The organism is Hydrogenophaga sp. NH-16 (assembly GCF_004006415.1).
Classification (GTDB): Bacteria; Pseudomonadota; Gammaproteobacteria; order Burkholderiales; family Burkholderiaceae_C; genus Hydrogenophaga; species Hydrogenophaga pseudoflava.
The window spans coordinates 893342-918657 of record NZ_CP029344.1 but is presented as its reverse complement, the minus strand read 5'-3'; the positions used below and the strand labels follow the sequence as shown (position 1 = coordinate 918657).

Below are 25316 nucleotides of genomic sequence, written 5' to 3'. Positions count from 1 at the left end.
ATGGAAACCACCCAACACCTGAGCGAACAGCGCATCGCCGACGCCTGGGCCGACCTGCAGGCCCATTCCAACAACGGCAACGCCCTGCAGGCGGATGCCTACCGGCTGGCCTTTGCCGACCCCGAGTTCCTGCTGCGACGCGAGACCCGCGGCATCCGTTTCCAGCTGGAAATGCTCAAACCCGACCTCGCGCAGCAGCAACTGGGCATCGAGAACACCATCGTGGTCTTCGGCAGTGCGCGCTTCCGTGAGCCAGACGAGGCCAGGGCCAACCTGGAGAAGGCCATCCAGGGCGGTGACGCCGAGACCATACGCAGGGCCGAGGCGCTGCTGCGCAACGCCCACTACTACGAAGAGGCGCGGGAATTCGCCCGCATCGTGGCGCGCTACAGCCGCGGCTGCCCGCGGCACGACCAGCTGTTCATCTGCACCGGCGGCGGCCCGGGCATCATGGAAGCGGCCAACCGCGGGGCACACGACGAGGGCGCACTCAACGTCGGTCTGAACATCTCACTGCCGCACGAGCAGTCGGGCAACCGCTTCATTTCGCCCGAGCTGAGCTTCAAGTTCCACTACTTCGCGCTGCGCAAGATGCATTTCATGATGCGCGCGAAGGCGCTGGTTGCCTTTCCGGGCGGCTTCGGCACGCTCGACGAGTTGTTCGAAGTGATCACCCTGGTGCAGTGCAAGAAGGCCAAGCCGGTGCCCATCGTGCTGTTCGGCAGCCACTACTGGAAGCGCCTGCTGAACCTGGAGGTGCTGGTCGAGGAAGGCACGATATCGCCCGAGGACCTGAACCTGTTCAAGCTGGTCGACGACCCGCAGTCGGCCTGGGACCACATCGTGCGCTTCTACGACTTGAGGACCTAATACCCTCCGCCGAGGGCTTTGTACAAAGCCACCTGGTTCTGCTGCTGCGCCAGCCGGGTCTGTGCCAGCGCCTGCTGGGTGGCGAACAGCGAGCGCTGCGCGTCCAGCACATCGAGGTAGCTTGCCACGCCGTTGCGGTAGCGCAGTTCGGCCAGGCGGAAGCGATCTGTCTCTGCCTGAGCCTGGGCTTCCTGGGCCGCGAGCTGTTCGCCCAGTGTGGCGCGCCCGGCGAGCGCGTCGGCCACCTCGCGGAACGCGACCTGGATGGCCTTCTCGTACTGGGCCATGGCGATGTCGCGCGCAGCCTTGGCCGCGTCCAGGTTGGCCTGGTTGCGCCCCATGTCGAAGATCGGCAGCAGGGCCTGCGGCGCCAGCGTGAAGCCCCAGGACCCGTCCTTGAACAGGCCCGAGAGCTCGGTGCTGACGGTGCCGATACCAGCGGTCAGCGAGATGCGCGGGAAGAACGCGGCCCGCGCGGCGCCGATGTTGGCGTTGGCCGCGACCATCTGCTGTTCGGCCTGCCGGATGTCGGCGCGGCGGGTCAGCAGTTGCGACGGCAGGCCTTCGGGCACCGGCTGGAACGGTGCCACGTCGCCCGCGCCGGGCAGCAGGTTAGCCGGCACCTCCTGCCCCACCAGCAGGGTCAGGGCATTGAGGTCCAGCGCGATGGTCCTGCGCTGTTGGGCCAGCGTGGCGCGTGCCGCCGCAGTCAGGGACTCCGCCTGGCGCAGGTCCAGCGCGGACGCGGCACCGTTGTCAAAGCGCAGCTTGGTCAGCCGCAGCGAATCCTCTCGCGTGGCCAGGGTGCGCTGGGTCAGCGCCAGCAGCGCCTCGTCGGTCTGCAGGCTGAGCCAGCTGCTGGCCACCGAGGCGACCAGGCTGGTCTGCACCGCGCGCTGCGCTTCCTCGCTGGCGAGGAACTGGGCCAGCGCGGCGTCCTTGAGGCTGGCCACGCGGCCGAAGAAATCCAGCTCCCAGCTGGCCATGGCCAGACCCGCCGTGTAGTTGCTGCTGATGTCGCCGCTGGGGGTGGGCTGGCGGTTGCCGGCCACCGTGGCGTTGACGGTCGGCACCTGGTCGGCGCGGCGCACCTGGTACTGCGCACGCACCTGTTCGATGTTGAGTGTCGCCACGCGCAGGTCGAGGTTGTTCTTCAGGGCCAGCGCCACCAGCTCACGCAGGCGGGCGTCGGTGATGAAGCTCTCCCAGGCCTGCACCGGGCCGCTGGCCGTGACCGAGGCCGGCTGACCGGGGAAGGTGGCCGGCACGGGCGCTGCGGGGCGCTCCAGCGTCGGCGTCATCGAACAGCCGGCGATCAGGGCCGCTGCCGCCAGCGCGCCCAGGGAAATGAAACGGGTGTCAGACATGGTGTACCCCATGGTGTTGGGCCTCGGACTCGTGCAGACGCTGCTGGCGCTCGCTGTCCTTGAAGAACGTGCGGACCAGCACGAAGAAGATCGGAACGAAGACCACCGCGAGCACCGTGCCGGTCAGCATGCCGCCGATCACGCCGGTGCCGATGGCGCGCTGGCTGGCCGAGCCGGCCCCGCTGGCCAGGAACAGCGGCAGCACGCCTAGGGTGAAGGCCATCGAGGTCATCACGATCGGACGGAAGCGCATGTGCGCCGCCGCCAGCGCCGCCTGAATCACGTTGTGGCCCTGGGCCTGCATGTCCTTGGCGAACTCGATGATCAGGATCGCGTTCTTGGCCGACAGGCCAATGATGGTGATCAGACCCACCTGGAAGTAGACGTCGTTGGCGTAGCCGCGCAGCAGCGTCGCCAGCAGCACGCCGAGCACGCCCAGCGGCACCACCAGGATCACGGCCATCGGGATCGACCAGCTTTCGTACAGCGCGGCCAGGCAGAGGAACACGGCCAGGATGGCGAAGGCGTAGAGGATCATGGCCTGCGAGCCGGCGAGTTTTTCCTCGCGCGACTGGCCGGTCCATTCGAAGCCGAAGCCCTGCGGCAGCTTGGCCGCCAGCGCCTCCATCTCGGCCATGGCCTGGCCGGTGCTCACGCCCGGCGCGGCGCTGCCGCTGATGCGCATGGCCGGGTAGCCGTTGTAGCGCACGGTCTGCATCGGGCCGGTGATCCAGTGGGTGCTAGCAAAGGCCGACAGCGGCACCGCCTGCCCCTTGTTGTTGAGCACGTTGATGCGCAGCAGGTCTTCGGGCTGCATGCGGGCCGTGGCATCGGCCTGCACCACCACGCGCTGCAGGCGCCCGGCGTTGGGGAAGTCGTTGACGTAGCTGGAGCCCAGTGCGGTGCCGATGGCGGCGCTGATGCTGTCGAAGCCCACGCCCAGCGCGTTGGCGCGGTCGCGGTCGATGTCGATCTGCAGCTGCGGCGCGTCTTCCAGACCATCCGGCCGCACCTGGGTCAGCAGCTTGCTCTGCGAGGCCATGCCCAGCATCTGGTTGCGCGCGGCCACCAGCGCGTCGCGGCCCAGACCGGCGCGGTCCTGCAGGCGGAAGCTGAAGCCAGACGACGCACCCAGTTCAGGGATGGGGGGCGGGCTCAGCGGGAAGATGAAGGCATCCCGGATGCCCGACAGCGCACCGAAGGCCCGGCCGGCGATGGACTGCGCGTCGCTGCCCGGCGCCGTGCGATCAGCCCAGTCCTTGAGCGTCACGAAGGCGAGCGCCGCGTTCTGGCCCTGGCCCGAGAAGCTGAAGCCCAGCACGCTGACCATGCTCTGCACTTCCGGCTGCTGCAGCACGAATCCTTCGACCTGCTTCATCACGTCCAGCGTGCGCTCCTGCGTCGCACCCGGCGGCAGCTGCACGTTGACCAGCATCGTGCCCTGGTCTTCGTTGGGCAGGAAGGAGCCCGGCAGGCGCTGGTAGACCAGTGCCACGGCCGCCACGATGGCCACGTAGATCAGCATCGTGCGGCCCGCGCGCGGCAGCAGACGGGCCACACCGGCCTCGTAGCGCTTGGCGGTGCGAGAGAAGGTGCGGTTGAACCAGCCGAAGAAGCCCTTCTTCTCGTGGTGGTGCCCGGCCTCGACCGGTTTGAGCAGCGTGGCGCACAAGGCGGGCGTGAGCGACAGCGCCATGAAGGCCGAGAAGGCGATGGACACGCCCATCACCGCCGCAAACTGGCGGTAGATGTTGCCCACCGAGCCACTGAAGAAGGCCAGCGGCACGAACACCGAGATCAGCACCACGGTCACGCCGATGATGGCGCCCGAGATCTGGCCCATGGCCTTGCGCGTGGCCTCCAGCGGCGGCAGGCCCTCCTCGCTCATGATGCGCTCGACGTTCTCCACCACCACGATGGCGTCGTCCACCACGATGCCGATCACCAGCACCATGCCGAACATGGTCAGCACGTTGATCGAGAAGCCCATGGTCAGCAGCGCGGCGAAGGTTCCCAGCAGCGCCACCGGCACCACCACCGTGGGAATCAGCGTGTAGCGCCAGTTCTGCAGGAACAGCAGCATCACCAGGAACACCAGGGCCACGGCTTCGGCCAGGGTCTTGGCCACTTCCTGGATCGAGATCTTCACGAACTTGGAGCTGTCGTAGGGAATCGTCCAGCTCATGCCCTTGGGGAAGAACTTCTCCAGCTCGGTCATGCGGGCACGCACGGCTTCCGCGGTGGCCAGCGCGTTGCCGCTGGGCGCCAGCTGCACGCCGATGCCAGTGGACGGCTTGCCGTTCAGGCGCGCCGAGGTGGCGTAGCCCTGGGCGCCGAGCTCGATGCGGGCCACGTCCTTCAGGCGCACGGTGGCGCCGTCGCTGCTGGCGCGCAGCACGATGTTGCCGAACTGCTCGACGCTGGCGAGCTGGCCATTGACCACCACGGTGGCCGAGATGCTCTGCCCTGCCACGTTGGGCAGTGCGCCGATTTCACCGGCCGAGACCTGGGCGTTCTGCGCGCGGATCGCGTTGGTGACGTCGGCCGCGCTGAGGTTGAAGCCCAGCAGCTTGGCCGGGTCGATCCAGATGCGCATCGCACGCTCGGTGCCGAACAGCTGGGCCTGGCCGACACCGGGCAGGCGCTGGATTTCAGGCACGACGCTGCGCGAAGCGTAGTCGCCCAGGGCCACCGGGTCCAGGGCGGGGTCGTCGCTGGTCAGGATCGCGAACAGCAGGAAGTTGTTGCGCGACTTGTCGACGCGCACACCCTGCTGCGTCACGGCCGCCGGCAGGCGGGGCGTGGCGCGCGCGAGCCGGTTCTGCACATCCACCTGCGCCAGGTCGGCGTTGGTGCCGGGTTCGAAGCTCAGCGTGATGCTGCCGGTGCCGTTGGCCTGGGCCACGGCTTCCATGTAGATCAGGCCGGGCGAGCCGTTCATCTCCTGTTCGATGACGGACAGCACGCTGTCTTCCAGCGTCTTGGCCGACGCCCCCGGGTAGGTGGCGTTGATGATGATGGAAGGCGGCGCCACCGGCGGGTATTGCGCGATCGGCAGCTGGGTGATGGACACCGCGCCCGCCACCATGATGAAGAGCGCGATCACCCACGCGAAGATGGGGCGCTCGATGAAGAATTTCGCCATGTCGGGCGCTCCTTACTTGGCGGCTTCCGCAGCGGGTTTGGCCTCGGCAGCGGGCTTGGCATCCGGTGCAGGGGCGGCCGGGGCCGCTGGCTGGCTGCCAGGTGGCGTCCAGGGCACGGCCTTGACCGGGGTGCCCGGGGGCATCATCTGCAGCTTCTGGAAGCCGTCGACCATCACCTGTTCGCCTGCCTTCAGGCCATCGAGCACGACCCAGCGGCCGCCCTGCTGCCCGCCCACCTTGACCGGGCGTTGTTCGATCTTGCCGTCCGCGCCCACCACCGACACCGTGTCGCCCTGGGCCGTGCGCGTCACCGCCTGCTGCGGCAGCGTGATGGCGTTGCTCGCCACGGCCTGCTCCAGCCGCACGCGCACGTACAGCCCCGGCAGCAGCATGCCGCCCGGATTGGGCACCTCGGCGCGCAGCGTCATCTGGCCGGTGGTGGCGTCGACCGTCAGATCGGAGAACAGCAGCTTGCCCGGCTTGGCGTGTTCGCTGCCATCGTCGAGCACCACGCGGACCGCGGCAGCGCCGTCACCGGCGCCCTTGAGCTGGCCGGCCTCCATCGCGCGCTTCAGGCGCATGGCCTCGGTGGCCGACTGGGTGAAGTTGACATACAGCGGGTCGACCTGCTGGATCACGGCCAGCGCGGTCGCCTCGCCCTGCCCGACCAGCGCGCCCTCGGTCACCAGCGCCCGGCCGATGCGGCCCGAGATGGGTGCGGTCACGCTGGCATAGTTCAGATTGATGCCCGCGGTTTGCACAGCGGCCTTGGCGGCGGCCACATCCGCCTCGGCGGCCTTCTGGGCTGCCACCGCGTTGGTGTACTCCTGCTGGCTGATCGCGTTCTCGGCCACCAGCGGCTTGTAGCGCTCGGCCACCGCAGTGGTGCTGGCCAGGTTCGCCTGGGCACGGGCCAGGCTGGCCTGGGCACTCTGCAACGTGGCCTGGTAGGGCGCGGCGTCGATGCGGAACAGCGCCTGACCGGCCTTCACATCGCTGCCTTCCTTGAACAGGCGCTGCTGCAGGATGCCGGCCGCGCGGGCCCGCACCTGTGCCACGCGAGAGGCCTCCAGCCGGCCCGGCAGTTCGGTCTGCAGACCGACATCGCCCGGCTGAACGGTCACCACGCCCACTTCCGGCGCGGGCATGCCCCCACCCGGTGCGCCGCCACCGGCAGGCGGTGCATCGGCCTTGCCGCAGGCGGCCAGCGCCGCCACCAGGGGCAGCAGCAGGAAGGTCTGGCGCAGACGAGCGCCAGAGGATGTGCGCGCCGCGGGCGGCGTCGGGGAAACGGGGGATGAAGCGGGCATGAAGAACCTCATGGGCGACGGATGAAGACGGAACCTGGACGGACACGCCATCCTGCGCAAAGCGCATGCCAGCGTTACCGAAGGGGTCGCAGTATACATACATACACGAATGTATGTATATTCGCAGGGTTGTTTTTTATACCAACAGATCACCATGGTCCGACGCACCAAGGCCGACGCCGAAGCCACACGCACCGCCCTGCTCGACGCCGCCGAACAGCTGTTCCAGGCCAACGGGGTCTCACGCACCTCGCTGCAGGACATCGCGAGCGCGGCAGGCACCACGCGCGGAGCGATCTACTGGCACTTCAAGGACAAGGCCGATCTTTTCAACGCCATGATGGACCGGGTGACACTGCCTCTGGAACAGTCGACCTATGCCGCGCAGGCCGAGGAAACGCCGCTGCAGCAGATGCGCATGTCGGTGCTGACGGCCCTGCACAAGACCGCCACCGACGAACAGGCGCGCCGCGTGTTCGAAATCGCCACCCAGCAGGTCGAGTACAACGGCGAGATGCTGGCCGTTCGCGAACGCAAGCTGCGCTGGCGCGACGAGTACCTGCTCTATCTCACCCAGCAGTTCGAGGCCGCAGCCGCCGACGCGGGCATCCGCCTGTCCATCCCTACCCGCAGCGCGGCATTGGGCCTCAAGGCCATCCTCACCGGCGTGCTCGACAACTGGCTGCTCGACACCAGCGACTTCGACCTGGTCCAGGTTGGCGCCCAGGTGATGGACAGCTACCTGGCGGGGCTGGGCTTCAGCGCCCCGGGGGCGCCGAAGGCGGCAGCGCCTCGGGCTGCGGTGCGCGCGAAGGCAGCCGCAGATGCAGTGCCGCCTGCGCCAGCAGGTTCGCCGACACCGGCGCGGTCACGAAAACGAACAGCGTGATCAGCAACTCGGCAAGGCCGGGCCGCCCCTGCGCCCAGCCCAGCAGCAGCGAAGCCAGCAGCACCCCACCCACGCCCAGGGTGGACGACTTGGTGGGCGCGTGCAGTCGCATGTAGAAGTCGGGCAGGCGCACCATGCCGATGGCACCCACCAGCAGGAAGAAGGCCCCGACCACGATCAGGATCGCGGCCGCCCATTCGATCACCGGGTTCAGTTCCATCGTTTCACTCCACCACATCGCCGCGGCTGAGGTAGCGCGCCAGCGCCACCGTGCCGACAAAGCCCAGCAGCGCCACGATCAGCGCAGCCTCGAACAGCAGCGGGGTCTGCCAGCGCAGACCGAGCAGCACCACCAGCGCCACCAGACTCAGGTAGAGCGTGTCCAGCGCCAGCACGCGGTCGGCGATGGTCGGGCCACGCAGCAGGCGCCAGCCGCAGAGCAGCAGGGTCAGGGTGACGGCGCCAATGCCCAGGGTCAGCGCGATATCCAGCACGCTCATGTGGCGCCCTCCCCGCCCTGCCGGAAGATGGCCATCAGCGGCGCCTCATAGCGCGCCTTCATCTCGGCCACCATGCCGGGCGCGTCGTCGCAATTGAGCGCGTGCACCCAGATGCAGGGTGCCACCTCGTCCACCACGGCCGAGACCGTCCCTGGCGTCATGGTGATGATGCTGGCGAACAGCGCGTTGACCCGGTGGTGTTCGCAGGCCAGCGGCACGCGCAGCCAGGCCGGCTGCGGACGGCTCATGGGGCCGAGCACCAGCCGGGCCACGGTGATGTTGGACAGTACGATGTCCCACAGCACCACGAAGGTCAGACGGAACGCGGCTCCCCAGCGGATCGGGCTGCCCGCGTGCAGCAGGCCACGCAGCAACCGAGGGACGATCAGGCCGAGCAGCGCGGCCGAGAGCAGGTGCACCGGCTCCAGGCTGCGCGAGAGCGCCAGCCAGCTGGCCGCCAGCAGCAGGGACAGCACCGGGTGGTCGAACCAGCCACCGCGGCGGTCGAGGGTGTCGGATTTCATGGTTGCTTCTCCTGGGCGGGGGCGGCGCGCTGGCCGTCGTAGGGGCGCATGCTGGGCGGTGCGTCCGGCCCGAGCACGGCGCGCACGTAGTCGGCGTTGACCGAGAGCTGCGCCGCGGCGGCGTCGGTGTAGCGTTTGACCGGCGCGGCCAGCACGGCCAGCGCCACCGTCAACGCCATGAAAGCCCACACAGGGGCCTGCAGGTGGGCACTGCTGCCGGGAGCGCCCTGATCCACCGCGGGCTGCACATGCCAGAACACGATCACGCCGGCACGCGCCAGGCCGATGATGGTGAGGAAGCCCACCCCCAGCACCACACTCCAGACCCAGGCCTGCGCCACCAGACCGCTGCTGGCCTGCAACACCATGAGCTTGCCCAGGAAGCCCGGCAGCGGCGGCAGGCCCGCTGCCGAGGCGGCGCCGAACAGCAGCATCACGCCCAGCAGCACCGGCTCGCGCACCGCGTGCGCCGGCTGCAGCCGGTCCATGGTCTCGCCGCGCTGCGCCGCGATCAGCTCCACCAGCAGGAACAGGCCCGCCACCACGATGGTGCTGTGCAGCGTGTAGTACAGCGCGGCCGACAGCGTCGCCGGACTGAACAGCCCCACCGCGGCGAGGATGGTGCCCACCGAGGACACGGTGAGGTAGCCCACCAGCCGGCCCAGGCCATGCGCCGCCAGCGCGCCCAGCACACCCAGCGCACTGGTGGCCAGGGCCAGCGGCAGCAGCCAGTCGGCCACCGCCAGCGCGGCGCCACCGGCCTCAGCACCGAAAATCTGCCAGTGCACCCGCACGATGCTGTAGACGCCCACCTTGGTCATGATGGCGAACAGCGCCGCCACCGGCGCGCTGGCCGCGGCGTAGGTGCCGGGCAGCCAGAAGTACAGCGGCAGCATGGCGGCCTTGAGGCCAAACACCACCAGCAGCACCAGCGCGGCGGCCTGCGCGAACAGCAGGGTGTCGCCCTGCAGCAGCGCCAGGCGCCGGCCCACATCGGCCATGTTCAGCGTGCCGGTGGCGGCGTAGACCAGCGACAGGCCGATCAGAAACAGGCCCGAGGCCACCAGGTTGAGCACCACGTAGTGCACGCCCATGCGAAAGCGCTCGCGCCCCTGGCCGTGCACCAGCAGCACGTAGGACGCGATCAGCAGCACCTCGAAAAACACGAAGAGGTTGAACAGGTCGCCAGTGAGGAAAGCGCCGCACAGGCCCATGAGCTGGAACTGGAAGATGGCGTGGAAGTAGCGGCCACGCCCGTCCCAGCCACTGGCGGCATACCAGAGCACCGGCAGCGCGACCAGGTAGGTCAGCAGCACCATCAGCGCCGAGAGCCGGTCGACCACCATGACGATGCCGAACGGCGCCGGCCATTCGCCCAGGCGGTAGACCAGCAGCTCGCCGCCGGCCGCGTGCCGCACCAGCCCCACCGCCATGAACAGGCCGAGTGCCGTGGACAGCAGCGCGATGCGGCGGCGCCAGCGCAGCGGCGCGTCGTCGTGCGCCCCGCCCTGCCCGGCCATGCCGCCGGCATCGCCGATGAGTAGCAGCACCGCCGCCGTCAACATGGGCAGCACCACCGACAGCACCGGGGCGTGCTGCAGCCAGAAACCGAACAACGAACCCGTCATGCGCGCGGCCCTCCGCGCTCGTGGCCATCCACGTGGTCGTTGCCGCTTTCATGGCGGCTGCGCAGCGCCAGTTCCACCACGAAGCCGGTGGTCGCAAAGCCGATCACGATGGCGGTGAGCACCAGCGCCTGCGGCAGAGGGTCGGCCACCGGACCCTCGCCCACCAGCACCGGCGCGGCGTTGCTCCACAACCGGCCCATCAGGAAGATGAACACGTTGACCGCATACCCGAACAGCGACAGCCCCAGCACCACCGGGAAGCTGCGACCGCGCAGCATGAGGTAGATGCCGGTGGCGGTGACCATGCCCACGCCGGTGGCGAGAAGAAATTCCATGCTCATGCGGCACTCCTTGGGGTGGGGGTGGCGGTGGCGGGCAACTCGCGCGAGGCCTGACCCAGCACCGAGATCGTCAGCAGCGTGCTGCCCACCACAGTGAGGTAGACGCCCAGGTCAAAAATGGCAGCGGTGGCCAGCGGCAGTTCGCCCAGCATCGGCACATGCGGGTGGCCGTGGGCACTGGTCAGAAACGGACGGCCGAGCGCGAACGCGCCCACGCCGGTCAGACCGGCAATGCCCAGGCCGCTGCCGACCCAGCGCACGAAGCGGCGCCCGCCGCCCGCGCGCAGGAACTGCTCGGCCCGCGCCTGACCCAGCGACATGAACTGCAGCACCAGCGCCACGGCCGTGATCAGCCCGGCGATGAAACCACCACCGGGCAGGTTGTGGCCGCGCATGAAGATGTAGAGGCTGAACACCAGGGCCAGCGGCAGCACCACCGACGCGGCCACGCGCAGCAGCAACGGCTGTTGTGCGAAGGTCCAGGCGCGGCCCTCGGGGTCCATGCCCGGGCGGCGCGTGCGCAGGCCGTCCATGAGCGCCAGCACGCCGACGGCGGCGATGCCCAGCACGGTGATCTCGCCCATGGTGTCGTAGCCGCGGAAGTCCACCAGGATCACGTTGACCACGTTGGTGCCGCCGCCCTTGGGCAGCGACTCCTGCAGGAAATACCACGAGATGGATTCGTGGTCGCGCGTGAGCACCAGCCAGGTGATGACCGACATGGCCGCGCCGCCACCCAGCGCCAGCAGCGCGTGCAGGCCCTTGCGCAGCGCCGGGGTTTCTTTCGGGCTGGTCTGAGGCAGCAGAGCCAGGCCCATCAGCAGCAGCACGGTGGAGACGATGTCCACCGACAGCTGCGTCAGCGCCAGGTCGGGCGCCGAGAAGCCCAGGAAGGTGAGCGAGGCCGCCACACCGACCACACCCACCAGCACCACGGTCTGGAAGCGCTGGTGGTGCGTGCGCGCGATGGCGATGCAGGTCAGCAGCAGCAGCGCCCACATGGCCCAGGCCAGCGGCGTTGCCGGCATCTGGGGCCGGGTCCCGGTGCCGATGCCGCTGCCCAGAAACGGCAGCGCACCCAGCACCAGCGCGGTCAGCAGCAGCCAGCCCACGTAGCGTTGCAGCGAACCGGTTTCCAGCCGCGCCGTCAGCCGGCCCGAGAGGCCGAACAGGCGGTCGATCAGCCATTCGAAAATGCTGCGGCCCGTGGCCACACCGAACCAGTTTTCCGACGCGATGTGGTGCAGGCGTCGGCCCTTCGCAAGCCACAGGTACAAGCCCACGCCCACCGCCAGCGCAATGGCGCTCATCAGCAGCGGCAGGTTGAAGCCGTGCCAGATCGCCAGGTGGTACTCGGGCAGTGCCTGGCCCAACAGCGCGGTCGCGGCCACGTGCACCAGCGGCCCGAAGGTGAGCGCGGGCGCCAGGCCAACCGCGATGCAGATGATCACCAGCAGCATCGCAGGCAGCTTCATGCCCAGCGGGGGCTCGTGCGGGTGATCGTTCGGCACATCGCCCAACTCGCCGTTGAAGTAGGTGTCGTGCACGAAGCGCAGCGAGTAGGCCACGCTGAAGACGCCGGCGAGGGTCACCAGCGCGGGCACCAGCCAGGCATAGATGCCGCTGGTGCCGACCACGGCTTCGGTGAAGAACATTTCCTTGGACAGGAAACCGTTGGTCAGCGGCACGCCGGCCATGGACGCGGCCGCCACCATGGACAAGGTGGCCGTCCAGGGCATGAACTTCCACAGCCCACCGAGCTGGCGCATGTCGCGCGAATGGGTCTCGTGGTCCACGATGCCGGCGATCATGAACAGCGAGGCCTTGAACGCCGCGTGGTTGAGCACGTGGAACACGGCGGCCACGGCCGCCAGCGGCGAGCCCAGACCGATCAGGAACACGATCAGCCCCAGGTGGCTGACGGTGGAATACGCGAGCAAGCCCTTGAGGTCGTGTTTGAAGATCGCGATGAAGGCCGCGAACAACACCGTGGCCAGTCCGGCCGCGCTGACGATGGCCTCGAAATGCCCGGTGCCGGCGAGCACTGGGTGCATGCGCATCAGCAGGAACACGCCGGCCTTGACCATGGTGGCCGAGTGCAGGTAGGCCGAGACCGGTGTGGGCGCGGCCATGGCGTCGGGCAGCCAGAAATGAAACGGGAACTGCGCGCTCTTGGTGAAGGCGCCCAGCAGGATCAGCAGCAGCGCGGGCACAAAGCGCGGGTCGGCCTGGATGGTGGCGACCTGGGCCGCCAGGGCGCTGAGTTCGTATGTGCCCGCGATCTGGCCCAGCAGCACGAAACCGCCCAGCATGGCCAGGCCGCCGCCGCCCGTGACGGCCAGCGCCTGCCGCGCACCGGCGCGCGCGTCGGCACGGTGGCTCCAGAAGCCGATCAGCAGGAAGGACGAGATGCTGGTCAGCTCCCAGAACACCACCAGCAGCAGCAGGTTGTCCGACAGCACCACGCCCAGCATGGCGGCCATGAACAGCATCATGAAGCTGTAGAACTTGCCGGCCGAGTCCTCGGGCGCCAGGTAGTAAGCCGCGTACAGCACGATCAGCAGGCCGATGAACAGGATCAGCCCGGCGAACATGAGCGAAAGGCCATCGAGCCGGAAGCTCAGCTGCAGGCCGATCTCGGGCACCCAGGGCCAGGCGTTGATCACCGTCTGGCCGGCGAACACAGCCGGTGCCTGCGCCAGCAGCAGCGCGAGCGCCGACGCGGTGACCAGGCCGGCGGCCAGGGCGGTGAGAGGGCGGGACTTTGAACCGAGGCAGGCGGTGGCCACGGTCCCGAGCAGCAGAGGCAGCAAGACAATCAACAAGAGCACGGTGCTTCCTTCGGGTGAGCGGGCATTCTAGGGAGCACCACCCACCCCGCGAGTTCCCGGGGGCTTAACCGGAATCAGTCGAGCCGCTGCGGTGGGGGGGCGGACCCGCGCATGCGCCAGGCCAGCCGGGACCCGGTCCCCACCGCGAAGCCCACTGTCCAGAACACGCCGCTCACGCCCACCAGCACCCCGGCCGACCCGAACAGCAACGGCATCACCACGCTGGAACCGTTGATGGCCATGGAGCGCAGGCCCAGTGCCTCGCCGTGCCGGTGTTTCGGTGTGATCTGGTGCAGGGTGCTCATCACCATGGGCTGCACCGAGCCCAGGGCCAGTCCCAGCAGCACCGACAGCAGCCCCATCAGCCAGGCCGTGTGCACCAGCGGGTAGAGCGCGAACAGTGCGGCCGTGCTGACCATGGCGGTGCCGATCACCGTGCCTTCGTGCAGCCGCGAGGCCAGCCAGGGCATGATCAGCCGGATGGCCGTGGCCGCCAGCGCGAAGGAGCCAAGGATGGCGCCGATCACCGTGGCCGAGAGCCCGCGCTCGTGACCCAGCACCGGCACGAGGAAGGTGTGCACGTCCCAGCACGAGGCCAGCAACCAGTTCATCAGCATCAGGTTGCGGAACGGTTTGTCCCGCAGCAGATCCCAGGACGACTGCCGGCGCGGCGCTTCGCCCGTGTCGGGCGCGGGATGGTCGGGCACGCGCCGCACCCACCACCAGGCCAGCGAAGGCAACAAGGCCATCAGCAAGTAGGCGGCACGAAAGCCGCTGGCGTCGATCAGCAGGCCCGCCAGAAACGGTCCGAGGAAGTTTGAAATGGACGGCCCGACGGCGACCCAGCTGAACACCTGGCGCAGTTCGGTGGCGTCGCTCGCCATGTGGCCCACGTGGCGCTGCAGCGCGATCATGGCCAGGCAGACGGCGGCGCCGCTGGTGATCGCCGTCAGGCACAGCACACCAAACTGCGGCCATGCGACCGAGCACAGCCCCCCGGCCGTCGCCACCACGCTGGCCAGCACGAACGGGCGCTGCAGACCATGGCGCTCGGCGTACCGGCCAGCGGGCAAGGCCAGGACCACCTGGGCCAGCGCGAACAGGGCCAGCAGCACGCCGACCGCGACGGCGCTGTGACCTTCGCGCAGCGCCATCAGCGGCGCAGCCATGCGAAAACCGGTCATGCAGGCGTGCACGCAGATCTGCGCGCCGATCAGGCGGACCAGGGCGGTGCGGGTGCCGGGTCTCAAGCCGGATCGCCGTCGGCAGCATCCAGCGGCAGCAGCGACTGCGCGCGGTCCTGCGGCAGGGCCTCGACGGTCTTGAGGGCCCGGCCCATGGCGCGGCTGCGCACCTCGGCCGCGTCCAGCGTGTTGAGCACGGTCTGGGTCTGGTTCTTCACCTTGGCCAGCACGTCGCCGAACTTGCCGAACTCGGTCTTGACCGCACCCAGCACCTGCCAGACCTCGCTGCTGCGCTTTTCCAGCGCCAGCGTGCGAAAGCCCATCTGCAGCGCATTGAGCATGGCCATGAGCGTGGTCGGACCGGTCAGCGTGACGCGGTGATCGCGCTGCAGCGCCTCCATCAGGCCCGGGCGGCGCAGCACCTCGGCGTACAGGCCTTCGGTGGGCAGGAACAGGATGGCGAAATCGGTGGTGTGCGGCGGCTCCAGGTACTTCTCGGCCATGGACTTGGCTTCCAGCCGGATGCGCTGCTCCAGCCCGCGTGCGGCCAGTTCGGCGCCCTCGGCGTCGGCGCGCTGCTGCGCGTCCAGCAGGCGTTCGTAGTCCTCGTTCGGGAACTTGGCGTCGATCGGCAGCCAGCAGGGCGCACCGTCATCGCCCCGCCCCGGCAGGCGGATCGCAAAGTCCACCATGTTGCGGCTGCCCGGCCGCGTCGCCACCTGTGCCGCGTACTGCTCGGGGGAAAACACCTGCTCCAGCAGCGCCCCCAGCTGGGCCTCGCCGAACATCCCGCGGGTCTTCACATTGCTCAGCAAATGCTTGAGGTCGCCCACGCCCTGCGCCAGGGTCTGCATCTCGCCCAGGCCCTTGTGCACCTGCTCCAGCCGCTCGGCCACCTGCTTGAAGCTCTCGCCCAGGCGCTGCTCCAGCGTGGCGTGCAGCTTTTCGTCCACCGTGGCGCGCATCTCGTCGAGTTTGGCGGCGTTGCTGGTCTGCAGCTGGGCCAGCTGGGTTTCCAGCGTGGCGCGCACCTCGGCCAGGCGGCGCGCGTTGGCCTCGCTGAGGTCCTGCAGCTGGCGCGTCAGCGTGTCGCCCAGGGTGCCGCGCAGCTGCACCAGCTGCTGCGCGAAGGCGTCGATCTGCGCGTTCTGGGTGCGGGTGGTTTCGGCGCCCTGGCGCACCAGCGTGTCCTGGAAGGTGGCCAGGGTCTGCTGGATTTCCAGCCGGCCGGTGCGTGCGCTGTCGCCCACCTCGCGGCGCAGTTCACCCTCGACCCGGTCGATGCGCTGCTCGGTGGCCTGGCCCTGCTGCTGCAGCACGGCCAGCAGCTGCGCGCGCTGCGCCGCCTCCTCGGCGTTGGCCGGCGGCCGGCGCAACAGCAACCACAACAGACACAGGGCGTTGAGCACGCCCAGCGCCACCACGATCCAGATCAGCAATCCATCGGTCATCCGCGCATCGTACCGTCGCTCAGGCGAAGAACAGCCAGGTCATCAGTGCGAACAGCGGCACCAGGATGCCGAACGACCAGGCCATGTAGCCGAAGAAGCTGGGCATCTTCACGCCACGGTCCTCGGCGATGGCCTTGACCATCAGGTTGGGCGCGTTGCCGATGTAGCTGTTGGCGCCCATGAACACCGCGCCCGCCGAGATCGCCACCAGCGTCGGCGCCAGCGTGGTCATCAGCACCTGCGCATCGCCGCCGGCGGTGTTGAAGAACACCAGGTAGGTCGGTGCGTTGTCGAGGAAGGAACTCAGGATGCCCGTGGCCCAGAAGTACATGGCCGGGTTCGGCGAGCCGTCGGGGTTGGTCACCGCCCGCACGATGGCGCCGAAAGGCCCGTCCACGCCCGCCTTGAGCATGGCGATCACCGGGATGATGGTCAGGAAGATGCCGGCGAACAGCTTGGCCACCTCCTGCATCGGACCCCAGCTGAACTGGTTGTCGGCGTGCACGCTGCCGGGCGTGAGCTGCAGCGAGGCCACGGTGATCGCGATCAGTCCCAGGTCGCGCACGATGCCGGGCAGGCCGACCTCGGTGCCGGCGATGTCGAACACCACGTCGGACTTCCACAGGCCGCTCATCAGCACCAGGCCGACCACGCCGGCCAGCAGCAGGAAGTTGACGCCGCCGTCGAAGCCGAACTGGCGGTCATCGGGCGTAGGGTCGGCGGGACGGATCTCCTCCCGCTTGTGGTAGTACCACCAGTCCAGCGCGTAGAACAGCACCAGCAGGGTGCCGACGAGGAACAGCGTTTCCGGAAAGATGTGGGTCAGGGTCCAGCTGAACTCGACGCCCTTGAGGAAGCCGAGGAACAGCGGCGGATCGCCCAGCGGCGTGAGCGAACCACCGGCGTTGGAGACGATGAAAATGAAGAACACCACCACGTGCACCACATGCTTGCGGTTGTCGTTGGCACGGATCAGCGGACGGATCAGCAGCATCGACGCGCCCGTGGTGCCCATGAAGCTGGCCAGCACCGCACCGATGGCGAGGATGCCGGTGTTGAGCGCCGGGCTGCCACGCAGGTTGCCCTTGATGTAGATGCCGCCGGCCACGGTGAACAGCGCGGTCAGCAGGATGATGAAGGGGATGTACTCGGCCAGCAGCGCATGCACCACGCCCGCGCCTGCTGCGCCGGGGCCAAACACCAGGGCGAACGGCAGCAGGAACGCCAGCGCCCAGGCCGCCGAGACCTTGCCGAAATGGTGGTGCCAGAAGATGGGCGCCACCAGTGGAATGATGGCAATCGACAGCAGGATGCCCGCAAACGGCACACCCCACAGCACCGACAGCTGAGCGCCGTCCATATCGGCCGCCAGGGCCAGCGAAGGCAACAGTGACAGGACAGCAGCGCCCCAACGCGCGGTTCGGAATTTCATGGTGTTTGTCTCCTCGTAGCCCTCGATTATTTCCTGTGCGCCTGAAGAACGCCTGACACCCCCTCGATAGAATGCCCTGCTACCTCCCGACAACACCTTCCGGAGCCTTCAATGAGCGTCTACGACAAGCTGAACCAGCTCGCCATCACACTCCCCCCCGTGGCCATCCCTGCAGCCGCCTATGTGCCGTTCGTGCAGACCGGCAACCTGGTCTTTCTCAGCGGCCACATTGCCAAGAAGGACGGCAAGCCGTGGGTGGGTCAGCTGGGCCTGACCATGACCACCGAGGAAGGCAAGGCGGCCGCACGCGCCATCGCCGTCGACCTCATGGGCACCCTCGCCGCGGCCTGTCTGGCCGCCGGCAAGACGCTGGACGACGTCAAGCGCATCGTCAAGGTCATGAGTCTGGTCAACAGCACTGGCAGCTTCACCGAACAGCACCTGGTCACCAACGGCTGCAGCGAGCTGCTGGGCGAGGTCTTCGGCCCCCAGGTGGGCGCGCACGCACGCAGCGCGTTCGGCGTCGCCCAGATCCCTCTGGGTGCCTGTGTCGAGATCGAGCTGATCGCCGAGCTGGCGTAAAACACCGCACGCCGCGCCGCCTGCCCGGCGGCGCCGTGCTTACGCGGGATGCGGACTCAGTGCTTGTCCAGCACCAGGAGCCAGTGCCCGTACCAAAGCGTGTTGAAGCGGTCGCGCCGGCTCACCTGCATGCCGCTGCGCGCAGCCCAGGCTTCCACCTGGTCAGAGTCGACGTGCTCGACCCACTGGCGCGCCATCACGAGGTCGTGCATCTGGTTGGCGGCAGCCCGCCAGCGCGGCCGGACCACCATGTCCTTGACGATCAGACGCCCTCCCGCCGGCACCACCTCACACAGGGCGGCCACAAACGCCGCCTTGTGCTGGTCCGGCACATGGTGAAGCACATCGACGACCGTCACCACCTCGTGCCCCAGGTGCGGGATTCCCTGTTCGATGGAGCGGTGCTCGAAAGCGACGACCGAGGAAAGCTCGTGATCGTTGGCGACCTGATTGGCCACGGCCACGGCCGGCCCTGCCACATCGAACCCATGCCCCTGGCGAATCCGGCCAAGGCTGGCCAGCAGGTTCAGCAGCAGTCCGTTTCCGCACCCCACATCCAGCACCGCAGACTGGGGCGGAACTTCGTGGATCACCTCGTGCAAGGGACAGATGTGCGAGCGGTACTCCTGCATCAAACGCACCTTGGCGCTGGGCACGCCCGCATACAGAGGGGCGGCCATCCGCTGGATGGCTGTGGGGGTCAGGGTGTTCTGGATGGACATGGGTCGGATGCTCGCGCGGGTCACTGGGGAGACGGGCGGGTCGCGGTTGCTGCCCATCCCTGTCGCCAGGCGGCCAGTTGCAGAAGACCCAAGGCGGCCAGAATGGCCCACTGCCCGGCAAACGCCAGGTGATATCGCTCCTGGGAGACCACGACCATGTGGATGGCGGTGAAATACAGAATGCTCAGCGTGATCGGTGAGAACAGGGTCGACACGAAACCGGCTCTGCGCAGCGACGACCACAGGCCCACCACCACCAGCAGACAGATCAGCCCCCAAGTCGCCTGCGTGAGGCGCTTGAGCCGAGGCTCCCATGCCTCACCGAATGCTTCGCGGACACCTGGCGAGTTCCAGCCCACACCCACCGACTCGTTGGTGTAGAGGATCAGCAGCTTCTTGACCGCTCGTTCCGCAAAGGCCGTCGGGTCCTGAAGGATGTAGGCCTTGGCCTCCTGTCCGAGCACCTGCGCCCGCTCGTTTTCAGGCAGGTGGCTGTACTTCTTTGGCGTCACCATGTAGCGACCGTCGGTGCCCGGGGTATTGCCCATCCAGAGCGTGATACCGCCATTGCTGGAGATGAGCACGGTTTCCCCATAGAGCTGGTAGTTGCGCCAAGTCCAGGGCGCCACCACCACGGCCATGGCGAGGCCAGCCAGAACCACGGAACGGATCTGCTCAAGGAGCACACCCCGCCCTCCACGATTCATCAGCGCCAGTCCGCCGCCATACACCAGCGGCAGCAGAAGCGCCTGCGGACGGACGAGTGCGGCAAAGCCCAGCACCAGTCCGGCCAGCAGCGCCCTGGCGGTCCGTCCTGCCCACGGAGCGGTCCACAGGTCCAACGCGAGCAAAGTCAGGAACAGGAAGGGCAGCTCGCTCGCCAGAATGGTCGGGTACATGACCAGCGTCGGCCAGGCGGCCAGCACCAGCGCGCTCAGCACGGCCACGTTCTGCCCCCAGAAACGTGCGGCCAGTCTCGCCGTCACCCAGACGATGCCCAGGGACAGCGCAATGTTCATGGCAACGATGGGTTCATAGCGGATGCCAAACAGCGCAAACAGCGAGGCATGCAGGAACGTGGTGCCCGGCGGCCAGAACGACGTGGGGTGGTCAGGCTCCCAGCCGAAGGTGCCGTGCTGCACCAGGGTGCGGGCAAACGCGTCGTACGCCTCGCCATCCGAGTTGGGAATGACCGGCACCCACCAGGCCCAGATCAGGCGCAGCGACAACGCCAGAAAGGTCACAAGCCACAGAGACATCGTCCATTGCAGCTCTGCGGGCCCGGCATCGGTTGGACGGTTGTTCATGTTGAGGTGAAGCAAAGGAAGGTTCGATGAACCGAGGTGGGTCGGGCTCAGAGCTGCAACAGCGTGGCGCCCGTCAGAATCAAGGCCACCACGGCGCCGGTGGCCCAGGTTTCCGGATCGGTGGCGGCGAAGAAGATGGGGTCTTCGTCCATGTATCCGCGGGCCGTGACCACCCACAGGCGGGTGACCCACAGCAGCATCAGGGGCGCGATCAGCCACAGGATCTCGGGGGAGCGGTACAGCTGCGACACCTCGGTGCTGTGGATGTACAGGGCCAGCACCAGCACCGCCAGGTAGCCGCTGGCTGCGCCCAGGCTCTGCAGCACGACCACATCTTCCGTCGCATACTCCCTGCCACGCAGCTTTCCCTGGGTCACGCCGGAGGCGATCTCCTTCTTTCGCACTTCCACCAGCTCCGCCACCCGCTTGACCAGCGCCAGAGAGAGAAAGATGAACATCGAGAATGCGAGCAACCAGAAAGACAGGCTGATGCCGGTCGCCAGGGCGCCCGCGATGATCCGCAGGGTGTACAGGCCCGCGAGCACGATCACATCCAGGCTGGCCACCCGCTTGAGCCACAGGGAATACAGCAGGGTGGTCACCAGGTAGGTGCCCAGGGCCAGCTGGAAACCCACGGGGAGCAGCCACGCCAGCCCCAGGCCGGATGCCATCAGGACGACGACGGCGACCAGACCGGCACGCACATCCAGGGTTCCCGCGGCAAAGGGCCGGTTCTTCTTCTTTTGGTGGTACCGGTCGGCCTCCAGGTCCAGCAGGTCGTTGATGAGGTAGGTTGCCGATGCACAGGCACCAAAGCAGAGGAACGCGAGCGTCGCGGCCCCCAGCGCCTGCGTGTTCAGCACCTCGTGGGCAGTGATGATGGGCACCAGCAGCAACAGGTTCTTGAGCCATTGCTGCAGGCGGATGGCCCGCAGCCAGGTCCTCCATCGGCCTGAGGTGTTCGGAATGTCCCGGTGCGGGATGCCCATGCCGGCCACTTGACGCACGATCGAACGGGGGGCATTGACAGTGACCGCCGCACCTGATTTTTGCCAGACGGCCAGGTCCACCCTCCCGTTGGCGACGTATTCAAACCGGCCCGGACCGAACCGATCCTCCAGCACCGCCGCCTTGTTCGCACCGATCAGATTGACAGTCTCGGAGGTCGCCAGCACCAAATCAAACAAGGAAAGATGCTCAGCCACCTGACTGGCCAGTGACTCGTGACTACCCGTCACCAGCACCACAGGCCTTCCTTGCCGTCTGGCCTTGTCGATCAGATCGAGCACATCGGCGTGGTAAGGCAGCACCGTCACATCAAGCTGCCCCGCCTGCACGAGGCGGTGTTTCAGGTAGCTCCGACCCCGCAGCAACCAGAGGGGGAGGCAGAAGATCAGCAAGGGCTGCCGCTTCAGTGCGGCCAGCAGCGATTCGAACGTCAGATCCGTACGAATCAGCGTTCCATCCAGGTCGACACACAGGGGATGAGCGACCGACGTACCTGCCGGATTGAGCGTCATGGCGGGAGTATATTCGGCGATTCTTGATTCTTTTTGGTTATTCCACAGCAGGATGACTCCTCCGTGAACCGTTCAACGCTGCTGCTCATTGTGGCCAACGTGGCCATGACCTCCCTGGCGCAAATTGTGCTCAAGACCGGCATGAGTGCGCCCGAAGTGGCCCGTGCGCTGGCCGGAGGCATCCGTCTGCCGGCCCTGGTGACGGTGCTGTTCCATCCCTGGGTGGTTGTAGGGCTGGGCCTTTATGCGGGTGCGGCCCTGGTCTGGCTCCTGGTCCTGTCCAGGGTCGATGTGAGCCTGGCATACCCGTTTGTAGGCTTGGGGTTTGTGGTGACGATGGTGTTGGCCTGGGCCTTCCTGGGCGAAGCCGTCACCCCCATGCGCATGGCGGGCACCTTGCTGATCGCTGCCGGCATTGTGGTGCTGGCAAGAACCTGAGCCCCGACCCGCAGGCGCCATGAAAAAGAGGCTCACCAGGGAGCCTCTTTCTGCTTCATGACCGCGGCCCAAGGCCGTTCCGATCAGGGTCCGGTCAGACCTTGGCGGCCTTCTTGGCCAGATCGGTGGCCTGCTTGGAAGCGGCGGCGAAGTTGGCCTGGGCCTGGGTCGTGGCCTTCTTGATCGCGGCCTGGGTCTGTTCAACCGCCTTTTGGCCGTTGCTCAGGGCGCTCTGGAAAGCGGCCACAGCGGCTTCGGAACCGGCCGGTGCGTTCTTCACCAGCTGGTCCACCGAGGCGCCAACGGCCTTCTGGGCTTCGGCCAGGTTGGCTTCGAACTGCTTGACGAACTCGGCACTGCCTTCGGTGGCGATGCTCTGCACGTGCTGGAAGTAGGCGGCGGACTTCTCGGCCAAAGGCTGGAAGAAGCCGGTCTGCACGGTCACGAATTCCTGGGGGCTCTTGACGGCCAGAACGGCCTGGGCGTAGCCGAAGGACTCGCCCAGCGCGGCCTTGGAAGCGGCCAGGTTGAGTTCAACCAGCTTCTCCACGCCGGCGAAGGCCTTGGTGGTGGCGCCTTCAAGGGCTTCCAGGTTGGCTTTGTTGGCGGAGATGATCTGTTCTGCAGCGTTGTTCATGTCGGTTCCTTGAGATGAAGGGTTGAAACAGCCGCCGGGAAAACATTCATCGGGTTGACAAATGTTGCAGTGCAGCATGACGCAATTCTATGTGAAAACCTTGGACTGGCAAGCATTTTTGCTGCATTGCAGCAAAAATAGGGAGACATGCCAAAACCGGCGGCCAGCCGATGGCTGCGGGCCGTCAGAACCAGGTGGTGACGGCGTCCACGACGCCGTAGGCCTCGTCCACCACCGGCAGCCAGCGCCACTTGTCAAAGGTGGTGCAGGGGTGGGAGATGCCGCTGCCGACTGTCTCGCCCAGGCTGGGCCACTCGTCCGGGGGAGCGGAGGCGTCAAAGCGCAGGTAGGCGTGCTGGTCGTTGAGCGCGTCGATGCGCCAGTGGGCTGGCACCGCTTGCAGCGCACCGCCCTGCCCCAGGGCCTGAGGATGCGAGCGCCAAACCGGCACTGGCAGGTCGAGGTCGTAGGCCACGTCGCGCTTGCCCATCGACAGCAGCGCCAGGCCCGGCTCGGGCTGGCTCTGCACACAGGCCAGCACTTCCAGCGCGGGCTTCAAGGTCTCGCGCAGGTTCAGGCGCTCGCCCACGCAGCACAGGTAGCGCGTGTAGCGCTGGTGGTCGTGCGTCAGGTAACACCCCGAGCGCAACACGCCGCGCACCGGACGGCCCAGATCGGGCAGCAGCCGCTCGGCGACCAGGTCGAAGATGGCCGAGCCGCCGGCCGTGAGGATGATTTCCTCGTGCGCGAACCAGCCCTGAGCGATGGCTTCGCGCGCGATGGCGTCCACGCGGTCCATCAGGCCCTGCACCGTCGCCCGGTCTTTCACGTGGTCGCAATAGGCGGTCGTGCCCTCGTAGCACTCGATGCCCACGAGCTGCAGCACCGGGCTGGCGGCAATGCGTATGGCGGTCTGCCGCGCCTCTCCGGCCGTGCGGGTGCCGGTGCGTTGACCGGCGAGGCCCAGTTCCAGCAGCACCTCGAAGCGCCCCTGGAACGAACGGTATTGGGCCCAGGCCTCGATGGCGTCCACCTGCCCGACCGAGTCGACCAGGAACATCGAACGCAGGCCCGGGCGCTCGGCGTGCAGCAGCGCGAGCGCGTCCAGCTCGGCGCGCTGGATCACCTGGTTGGCAATCAGCAGCACCGGCACGCCGTGGCGCGCGCCGACGGCCGCCTGGAACACGGTGGCGAAGCTGATGCCCCAGGCCCCGGCGTCCAACTGCAGTTGCCACAGTTCGGGCGACATGCTGGTCTTGCCGTGTGGCGCGAGGTGCAGGCCGCGCTGCGCGCAGAAGTCGCGCATCCAGTGCAGGTTGTGCTGCAGGGCCGACTGTTTGAGCACGGCCTGCGGCAGCGCCAGATCGCCTCGCAACAGGTTCCAGCCTTGTGACGGGATCTGCGCCCGCGTGAGCGGTGCGCCGCCCGTGGGGAAGCCTTTGAGATGGTGGCCGAAGACGGCGTCAGACGTTGTCATGGGTAGTTCAGTCCAGTGGCCACTGCAGGGCCTTGGGCAGGTTCTTGGGTGGCAGGTCGGGTTCGACCACGGGCGTCGGGCCGGCCCTGGTCTCAACACGCCGCCACCACGGATCGGTGCGCGCCACATGGGCGGGTTCCACCGCCTGCCCCAGCTGAGGCATCAGCAGCGGGGTGCCGTTCTTCTCGGCCAGCGCATGCAACACCTCGGCCGGCTGGTCCCAGGCGTGCATGGCCAGGCTGAACGTGCCCCAGTGCACTGGCAGCAGCACGCCACCACCCAGCAGTTGGTGCGCCTTCATGGCGTTCTCGGGCCCCAGGTGGATGTCGCCCCAGGCCGGATGGAAGGCGCCGATCTCCAGCATCACCAGATCGAACGGCCCGAGGCGTTCGCGGACCTCGGTGTACGCATCGGTCAGACCGGTGTCGCCGCTGAAAAACACACCGTGCTTCTCCGACCGGATCACCAGCGACGACCAGAGCGTGGCGTTGCGGTCTTTCAGGCCGCGGCCCGAAAAGTGCTGCGAGGGCGTCGCGGTGACGGTGACTTCGCTGCCCGGCAGTCGGTGCGTTTCCCACCAGTCCAGTTCGGTGATGCGTTCGGCCGGTACGCCCCAGGCCTGAAGGTGCGCGCCCACGCCCAGCGAGGTGACGAAGGGCACGCCGCGCTTGTTGAGCTTACGCACCGTGGGGTAGTCCAGATGGTCGTAGTGGTCGTGAGAAACCAGGGCCGCGTCCACCTCCGGCAGTTCCTTGACCTTGAGCGGCACCGGCTGGAAGCGCCTGGGGCCGACCAGGGTGGACGGCGACGCGCGCGGCCCCCAGACCGGGTCGGTCAGCAGGCGCTTTCCGCCAATCTCGATCAGCACCGTCGAGTGGCCCAGCCAGGTGGCGCGCAGGCCGCTCTGCGGCCCCTGGCGCCAGCCCTCGCGCGGATCGGTCGCGGGCAGCGGCGCGGTCGGCACGCGACGTTCGCCACCCCAGAGAAAGTCCTTCAGACTGGGAAACGGAGCGTTCGGGTCGCGCAGCCCCGGCGCCACCGGGTAGACGTTGTGGAAACCCTGACCGCGCCACTGGGACGAGGCCTGCATGCGCTCCAACCGCAGGCCTTCGGCCCGTTTGCCCATCGACTTCATGGCCATCCTTTCCAAGAAACGCCAT

At 67.8% G+C, this 25316-nt stretch carries 21 protein-coding genes and 1 pseudogene; 4 read left to right on the top strand and 18 right to left on the bottom strand.

The features are described 5' to 3' along the window. Positions 1-870 (top strand): TIGR00730 family Rossman fold protein, encoded by an 870-nt coding sequence (locus DD542_RS04400; RefSeq protein WP_127804064.1) that lies wholly within the window; start codon positions 1-3, stop codon positions 868-870. On the opposite strand, the gene DD542_RS04395 is transcribed toward DD542_RS04400, so the two are convergent. The 3 genes from DD542_RS04395 to DD542_RS04385 are packed head-to-tail and all read right to left on the bottom strand — an operon-like array spanning position 867 to position 6693. Then, the gene (locus DD542_RS04395; RefSeq protein ID WP_127804062.1) at positions 867-2237 is read right to left on the bottom strand and encodes an efflux transporter outer membrane subunit; all 1371 of its coding nucleotides are present in this window, start codon (positions 2235-2237) and stop codon (positions 867-869) included. The genes DD542_RS04400 and DD542_RS04395 overlap by 4 nt on opposite strands. Then, entirely contained in the window at positions 2230-5382 is a 3153-nt protein-coding gene (locus DD542_RS04390) for an efflux RND transporter permease subunit (RefSeq protein WP_127804060.1), read from the bottom strand. The genes DD542_RS04395 and DD542_RS04390 overlap by 8 nt, the downstream gene beginning before the upstream one ends. Positions 5383-5394: 12 nt before the next feature. Continuing rightward, on the bottom strand, positions 5395-6693 hold the full coding sequence (locus tag DD542_RS04385) for an efflux RND transporter periplasmic adaptor subunit (protein WP_127804058.1): 1299 nt from the start codon (positions 6691-6693) through the stop codon (positions 5395-5397). A 109-nt stretch (positions 6694-6802) separates the two neighbouring features. Here DD542_RS04385 and DD542_RS04380 point away from each other — a divergent pair. Next, a pseudogene (locus DD542_RS04380) lies at positions 6803-7435 on the top strand (TetR family transcriptional regulator); the annotation flags it as partial. 16 nt (positions 7436-7451) lie between these two features. Here the strand turns inward: DD542_RS04380 and DD542_RS04375 are convergent. From DD542_RS04375 to DD542_RS04335, 9 genes are all read right to left on the bottom strand, one after another. Continuing rightward, positions 7452-7796, bottom strand: a complete 345-nt coding sequence (locus tag DD542_RS04375) for a Na+/H+ antiporter subunit G (protein ID WP_347232075.1) — start codon at positions 7794-7796, stop codon at positions 7452-7454. Positions 7797-7806: 10 nt separating this feature from the next. Further along, a complete protein-coding gene (locus DD542_RS04370; RefSeq protein WP_079366065.1) occupies positions 7807-8082 on the bottom strand; it encodes a K+/H+ antiporter subunit F in 276 nt (91 codons plus the stop codon). Continuing rightward, entirely contained in the window at positions 8079-8606 is a 528-nt protein-coding gene (locus DD542_RS04365; protein ID WP_127804054.1) for a Na+/H+ antiporter subunit E, read from the bottom strand. The genes DD542_RS04370 and DD542_RS04365 overlap by 4 nt, the downstream gene beginning before the upstream one ends. After that, positions 8603-10234, bottom strand: coding sequence for a monovalent cation/H+ antiporter subunit D (locus DD542_RS04360; RefSeq protein ID WP_066158950.1), 1632 nt, complete (start codon positions 10232-10234; stop codon positions 8603-8605). The genes DD542_RS04365 and DD542_RS04360 overlap by 4 nt, the downstream gene beginning before the upstream one ends. Beyond that, complete coding sequence (locus DD542_RS04355; protein WP_066158952.1) at positions 10231-10575, bottom strand: Na+/H+ antiporter subunit C; 345 nt, start codon at positions 10573-10575, stop codon at positions 10231-10233. The genes DD542_RS04360 and DD542_RS04355 overlap by 4 nt, the downstream gene beginning before the upstream one ends. After that, positions 10572-13406, bottom strand: coding sequence for a monovalent cation/H+ antiporter subunit A (locus DD542_RS04350; protein ID WP_066158955.1), 2835 nt, complete (start codon positions 13404-13406; stop codon positions 10572-10574). The genes DD542_RS04355 and DD542_RS04350 overlap by 4 nt, the downstream gene beginning before the upstream one ends. 74 nt (positions 13407-13480) lie before the next feature. Further along, positions 13481-14656 (bottom strand): MFS transporter, encoded by a 1176-nt coding sequence (locus DD542_RS04345; protein WP_255284241.1) that lies wholly within the window; start codon positions 14654-14656, stop codon positions 13481-13483. Continuing rightward, positions 14653-16041 carry a DNA recombination protein RmuC gene (rmuC, locus tag DD542_RS04340; RefSeq protein WP_127804052.1) on the bottom strand — a complete coding sequence of 463 codons (1389 nt, stop codon included), beginning with the start codon at positions 16039-16041 and terminating at the stop codon, positions 14653-14655. The genes DD542_RS04345 and rmuC overlap by 4 nt, the downstream gene beginning before the upstream one ends. A gap of 19 nt (positions 16042-16060) precedes the next feature. Beyond that, positions 16061-17473 (bottom strand): sodium:proton antiporter, encoded by a 1413-nt coding sequence (locus DD542_RS04335; protein WP_066158961.1) that lies wholly within the window; start codon positions 17471-17473, stop codon positions 16061-16063. 111 nt (positions 17474-17584) lie between these two features. On the opposite strand from DD542_RS04335, the gene DD542_RS04330 reads away from it, so the two are divergent. Beyond that, positions 17585-18055, top strand: coding sequence for a RidA family protein (locus DD542_RS04330; RefSeq protein WP_066158964.1), 471 nt, complete (start codon positions 17585-17587; stop codon positions 18053-18055). Positions 18056-18111: 56 nt separating this feature from the next. Here DD542_RS04330 and DD542_RS04325 read toward each other — a convergent pair whose 3' ends face one another. From DD542_RS04325 to DD542_RS04315, 3 genes are read right to left on the bottom strand one after another with little or no spacing between them, the layout of a single operon-like run. Further along, a complete protein-coding gene (locus tag DD542_RS04325; protein ID WP_164868337.1) occupies positions 18112-18777 on the bottom strand; it encodes a class I SAM-dependent methyltransferase in 666 nt (221 codons plus the stop codon). 20 nt (positions 18778-18797) lie between these two features. Beyond that, positions 18798-20099, bottom strand: coding sequence for a glycosyltransferase family 39 protein (locus DD542_RS04320; protein WP_084397487.1), 1302 nt, complete (start codon positions 20097-20099; stop codon positions 18798-18800). Positions 20100-20131: 32 nt separating this feature from the next. Continuing rightward, on the bottom strand, positions 20132-21604 hold the full coding sequence (locus tag DD542_RS04315; protein WP_127804048.1) for a UbiA family prenyltransferase: 1473 nt from the start codon (positions 21602-21604) through the stop codon (positions 20132-20134). Between the two features lie 63 nt (positions 21605-21667). On the opposite strand from DD542_RS04315, the gene DD542_RS04310 reads away from it, so the two are divergent. After that, the gene (locus DD542_RS04310) at positions 21668-22042 is read left to right on the top strand and encodes an EamA family transporter (RefSeq protein ID WP_241559677.1); all 375 of its coding nucleotides are present in this window, start codon (positions 21668-21670) and stop codon (positions 22040-22042) included. Positions 22043-22136: 94 nt separating this feature from the next. Here DD542_RS04310 and DD542_RS04305 read toward each other — a convergent pair whose 3' ends face one another. The 3 genes from DD542_RS04305 to DD542_RS04295 all read right to left on the bottom strand — a co-directional run bounded on the left by DD542_RS04305 (position 22137) and on the right by DD542_RS04295 (position 25291). Next, positions 22137-22679 carry a phasin family protein gene (locus tag DD542_RS04305; RefSeq protein ID WP_066158973.1) on the bottom strand — a complete coding sequence of 181 codons (543 nt, stop codon included), beginning with the start codon at positions 22677-22679 and terminating at the stop codon, positions 22137-22139. Between the two features lie 184 nt (positions 22680-22863). Further along, complete coding sequence (locus tag DD542_RS04300) at positions 22864-24156, bottom strand: amino acid deaminase (RefSeq protein ID WP_127804045.1); 1293 nt, start codon at positions 24154-24156, stop codon at positions 22864-22866. 7 nt (positions 24157-24163) lie between these two features. Further along, positions 24164-25291, bottom strand: a complete 1128-nt coding sequence (locus DD542_RS04295) for an MBL fold metallo-hydrolase (protein ID WP_206610765.1) — start codon at positions 25289-25291, stop codon at positions 24164-24166. Positions 25292-25316: the final 25 nt, after the last annotated feature.

What these genes read in the sequence shown, in the direction of transcription:
- DD542_RS04335 (WP_066158961.1), bottom strand. Translation starts at nt 17,473, where the DNA reads ATGAAATTCCGAACCGCGCGTTGGGGCGCTGCTGTCCTGTCACTGTTG.
- DD542_RS04365 (WP_127804054.1), bottom strand. Translation starts at nt 8,606, where the DNA reads ATGAAATCCGACACCCTCGACCGCCGCGGTGGCTGGTTCGACCACCCG.
- DD542_RS04400 (WP_127804064.1), top strand. Translation starts at nt 1, where the DNA reads ATGGAAACCACCCAACACCTGAGCGAACAGCGCATCGCCGACGCCTGG.
- rmuC (WP_127804052.1), bottom strand. Translation starts at nt 16,041, where the DNA reads ATGACCGATGGATTGCTGATCTGGATCGTGGTGGCGCTGGGCGTGCTC.
- DD542_RS04355 (WP_066158952.1), bottom strand. Translation starts at nt 10,575, where the DNA reads ATGAGCATGGAATTTCTTCTCGCCACCGGCGTGGGCATGGTCACCGCC.
- DD542_RS04385 (WP_127804058.1), bottom strand. Translation starts at nt 6,693, where the DNA reads ATGCCCGCTTCATCCCCCGTTTCCCCGACGCCGCCCGCGGCGCGCACA.
- DD542_RS04395 (WP_127804062.1), bottom strand. Translation starts at nt 2,237, where the DNA reads ATGTCTGACACCCGTTTCATTTCCCTGGGCGCGCTGGCGGCAGCGGCC.
- DD542_RS04305 (WP_066158973.1), bottom strand. Translation starts at nt 22,679, where the DNA reads ATGAACAACGCTGCAGAACAGATCATCTCCGCCAACAAAGCCAACCTG.
- DD542_RS04300 (WP_127804045.1), bottom strand. Translation starts at nt 24,156, where the DNA reads ATGACAACGTCTGACGCCGTCTTCGGCCACCATCTCAAAGGCTTCCCC.
- DD542_RS04325 (WP_164868337.1), bottom strand. Translation starts at nt 18,777, where the DNA reads ATGTCCATCCAGAACACCCTGACCCCCACAGCCATCCAGCGGATGGCC.
- DD542_RS04315 (WP_127804048.1), bottom strand. Translation starts at nt 21,604, where the DNA reads ATGACGCTCAATCCGGCAGGTACGTCGGTCGCTCATCCCCTGTGTGTC.
- DD542_RS04330 (WP_066158964.1), top strand. Translation starts at nt 17,585, where the DNA reads ATGAGCGTCTACGACAAGCTGAACCAGCTCGCCATCACACTCCCCCCC.
- DD542_RS04370 (WP_079366065.1), bottom strand. Translation starts at nt 8,082, where the DNA reads ATGAGCGTGCTGGATATCGCGCTGACCCTGGGCATTGGCGCCGTCACC.
- DD542_RS04295 (WP_206610765.1), bottom strand. Translation starts at nt 25,291, where the DNA reads ATGAAGTCGATGGGCAAACGGGCCGAAGGCCTGCGGTTGGAGCGCATG.
- DD542_RS04390 (WP_127804060.1), bottom strand. Translation starts at nt 5,382, where the DNA reads ATGGCGAAATTCTTCATCGAGCGCCCCATCTTCGCGTGGGTGATCGCG.
- DD542_RS04360 (WP_066158950.1), bottom strand. Translation starts at nt 10,234, where the DNA reads ATGACGGGTTCGTTGTTCGGTTTCTGGCTGCAGCACGCCCCGGTGCTG.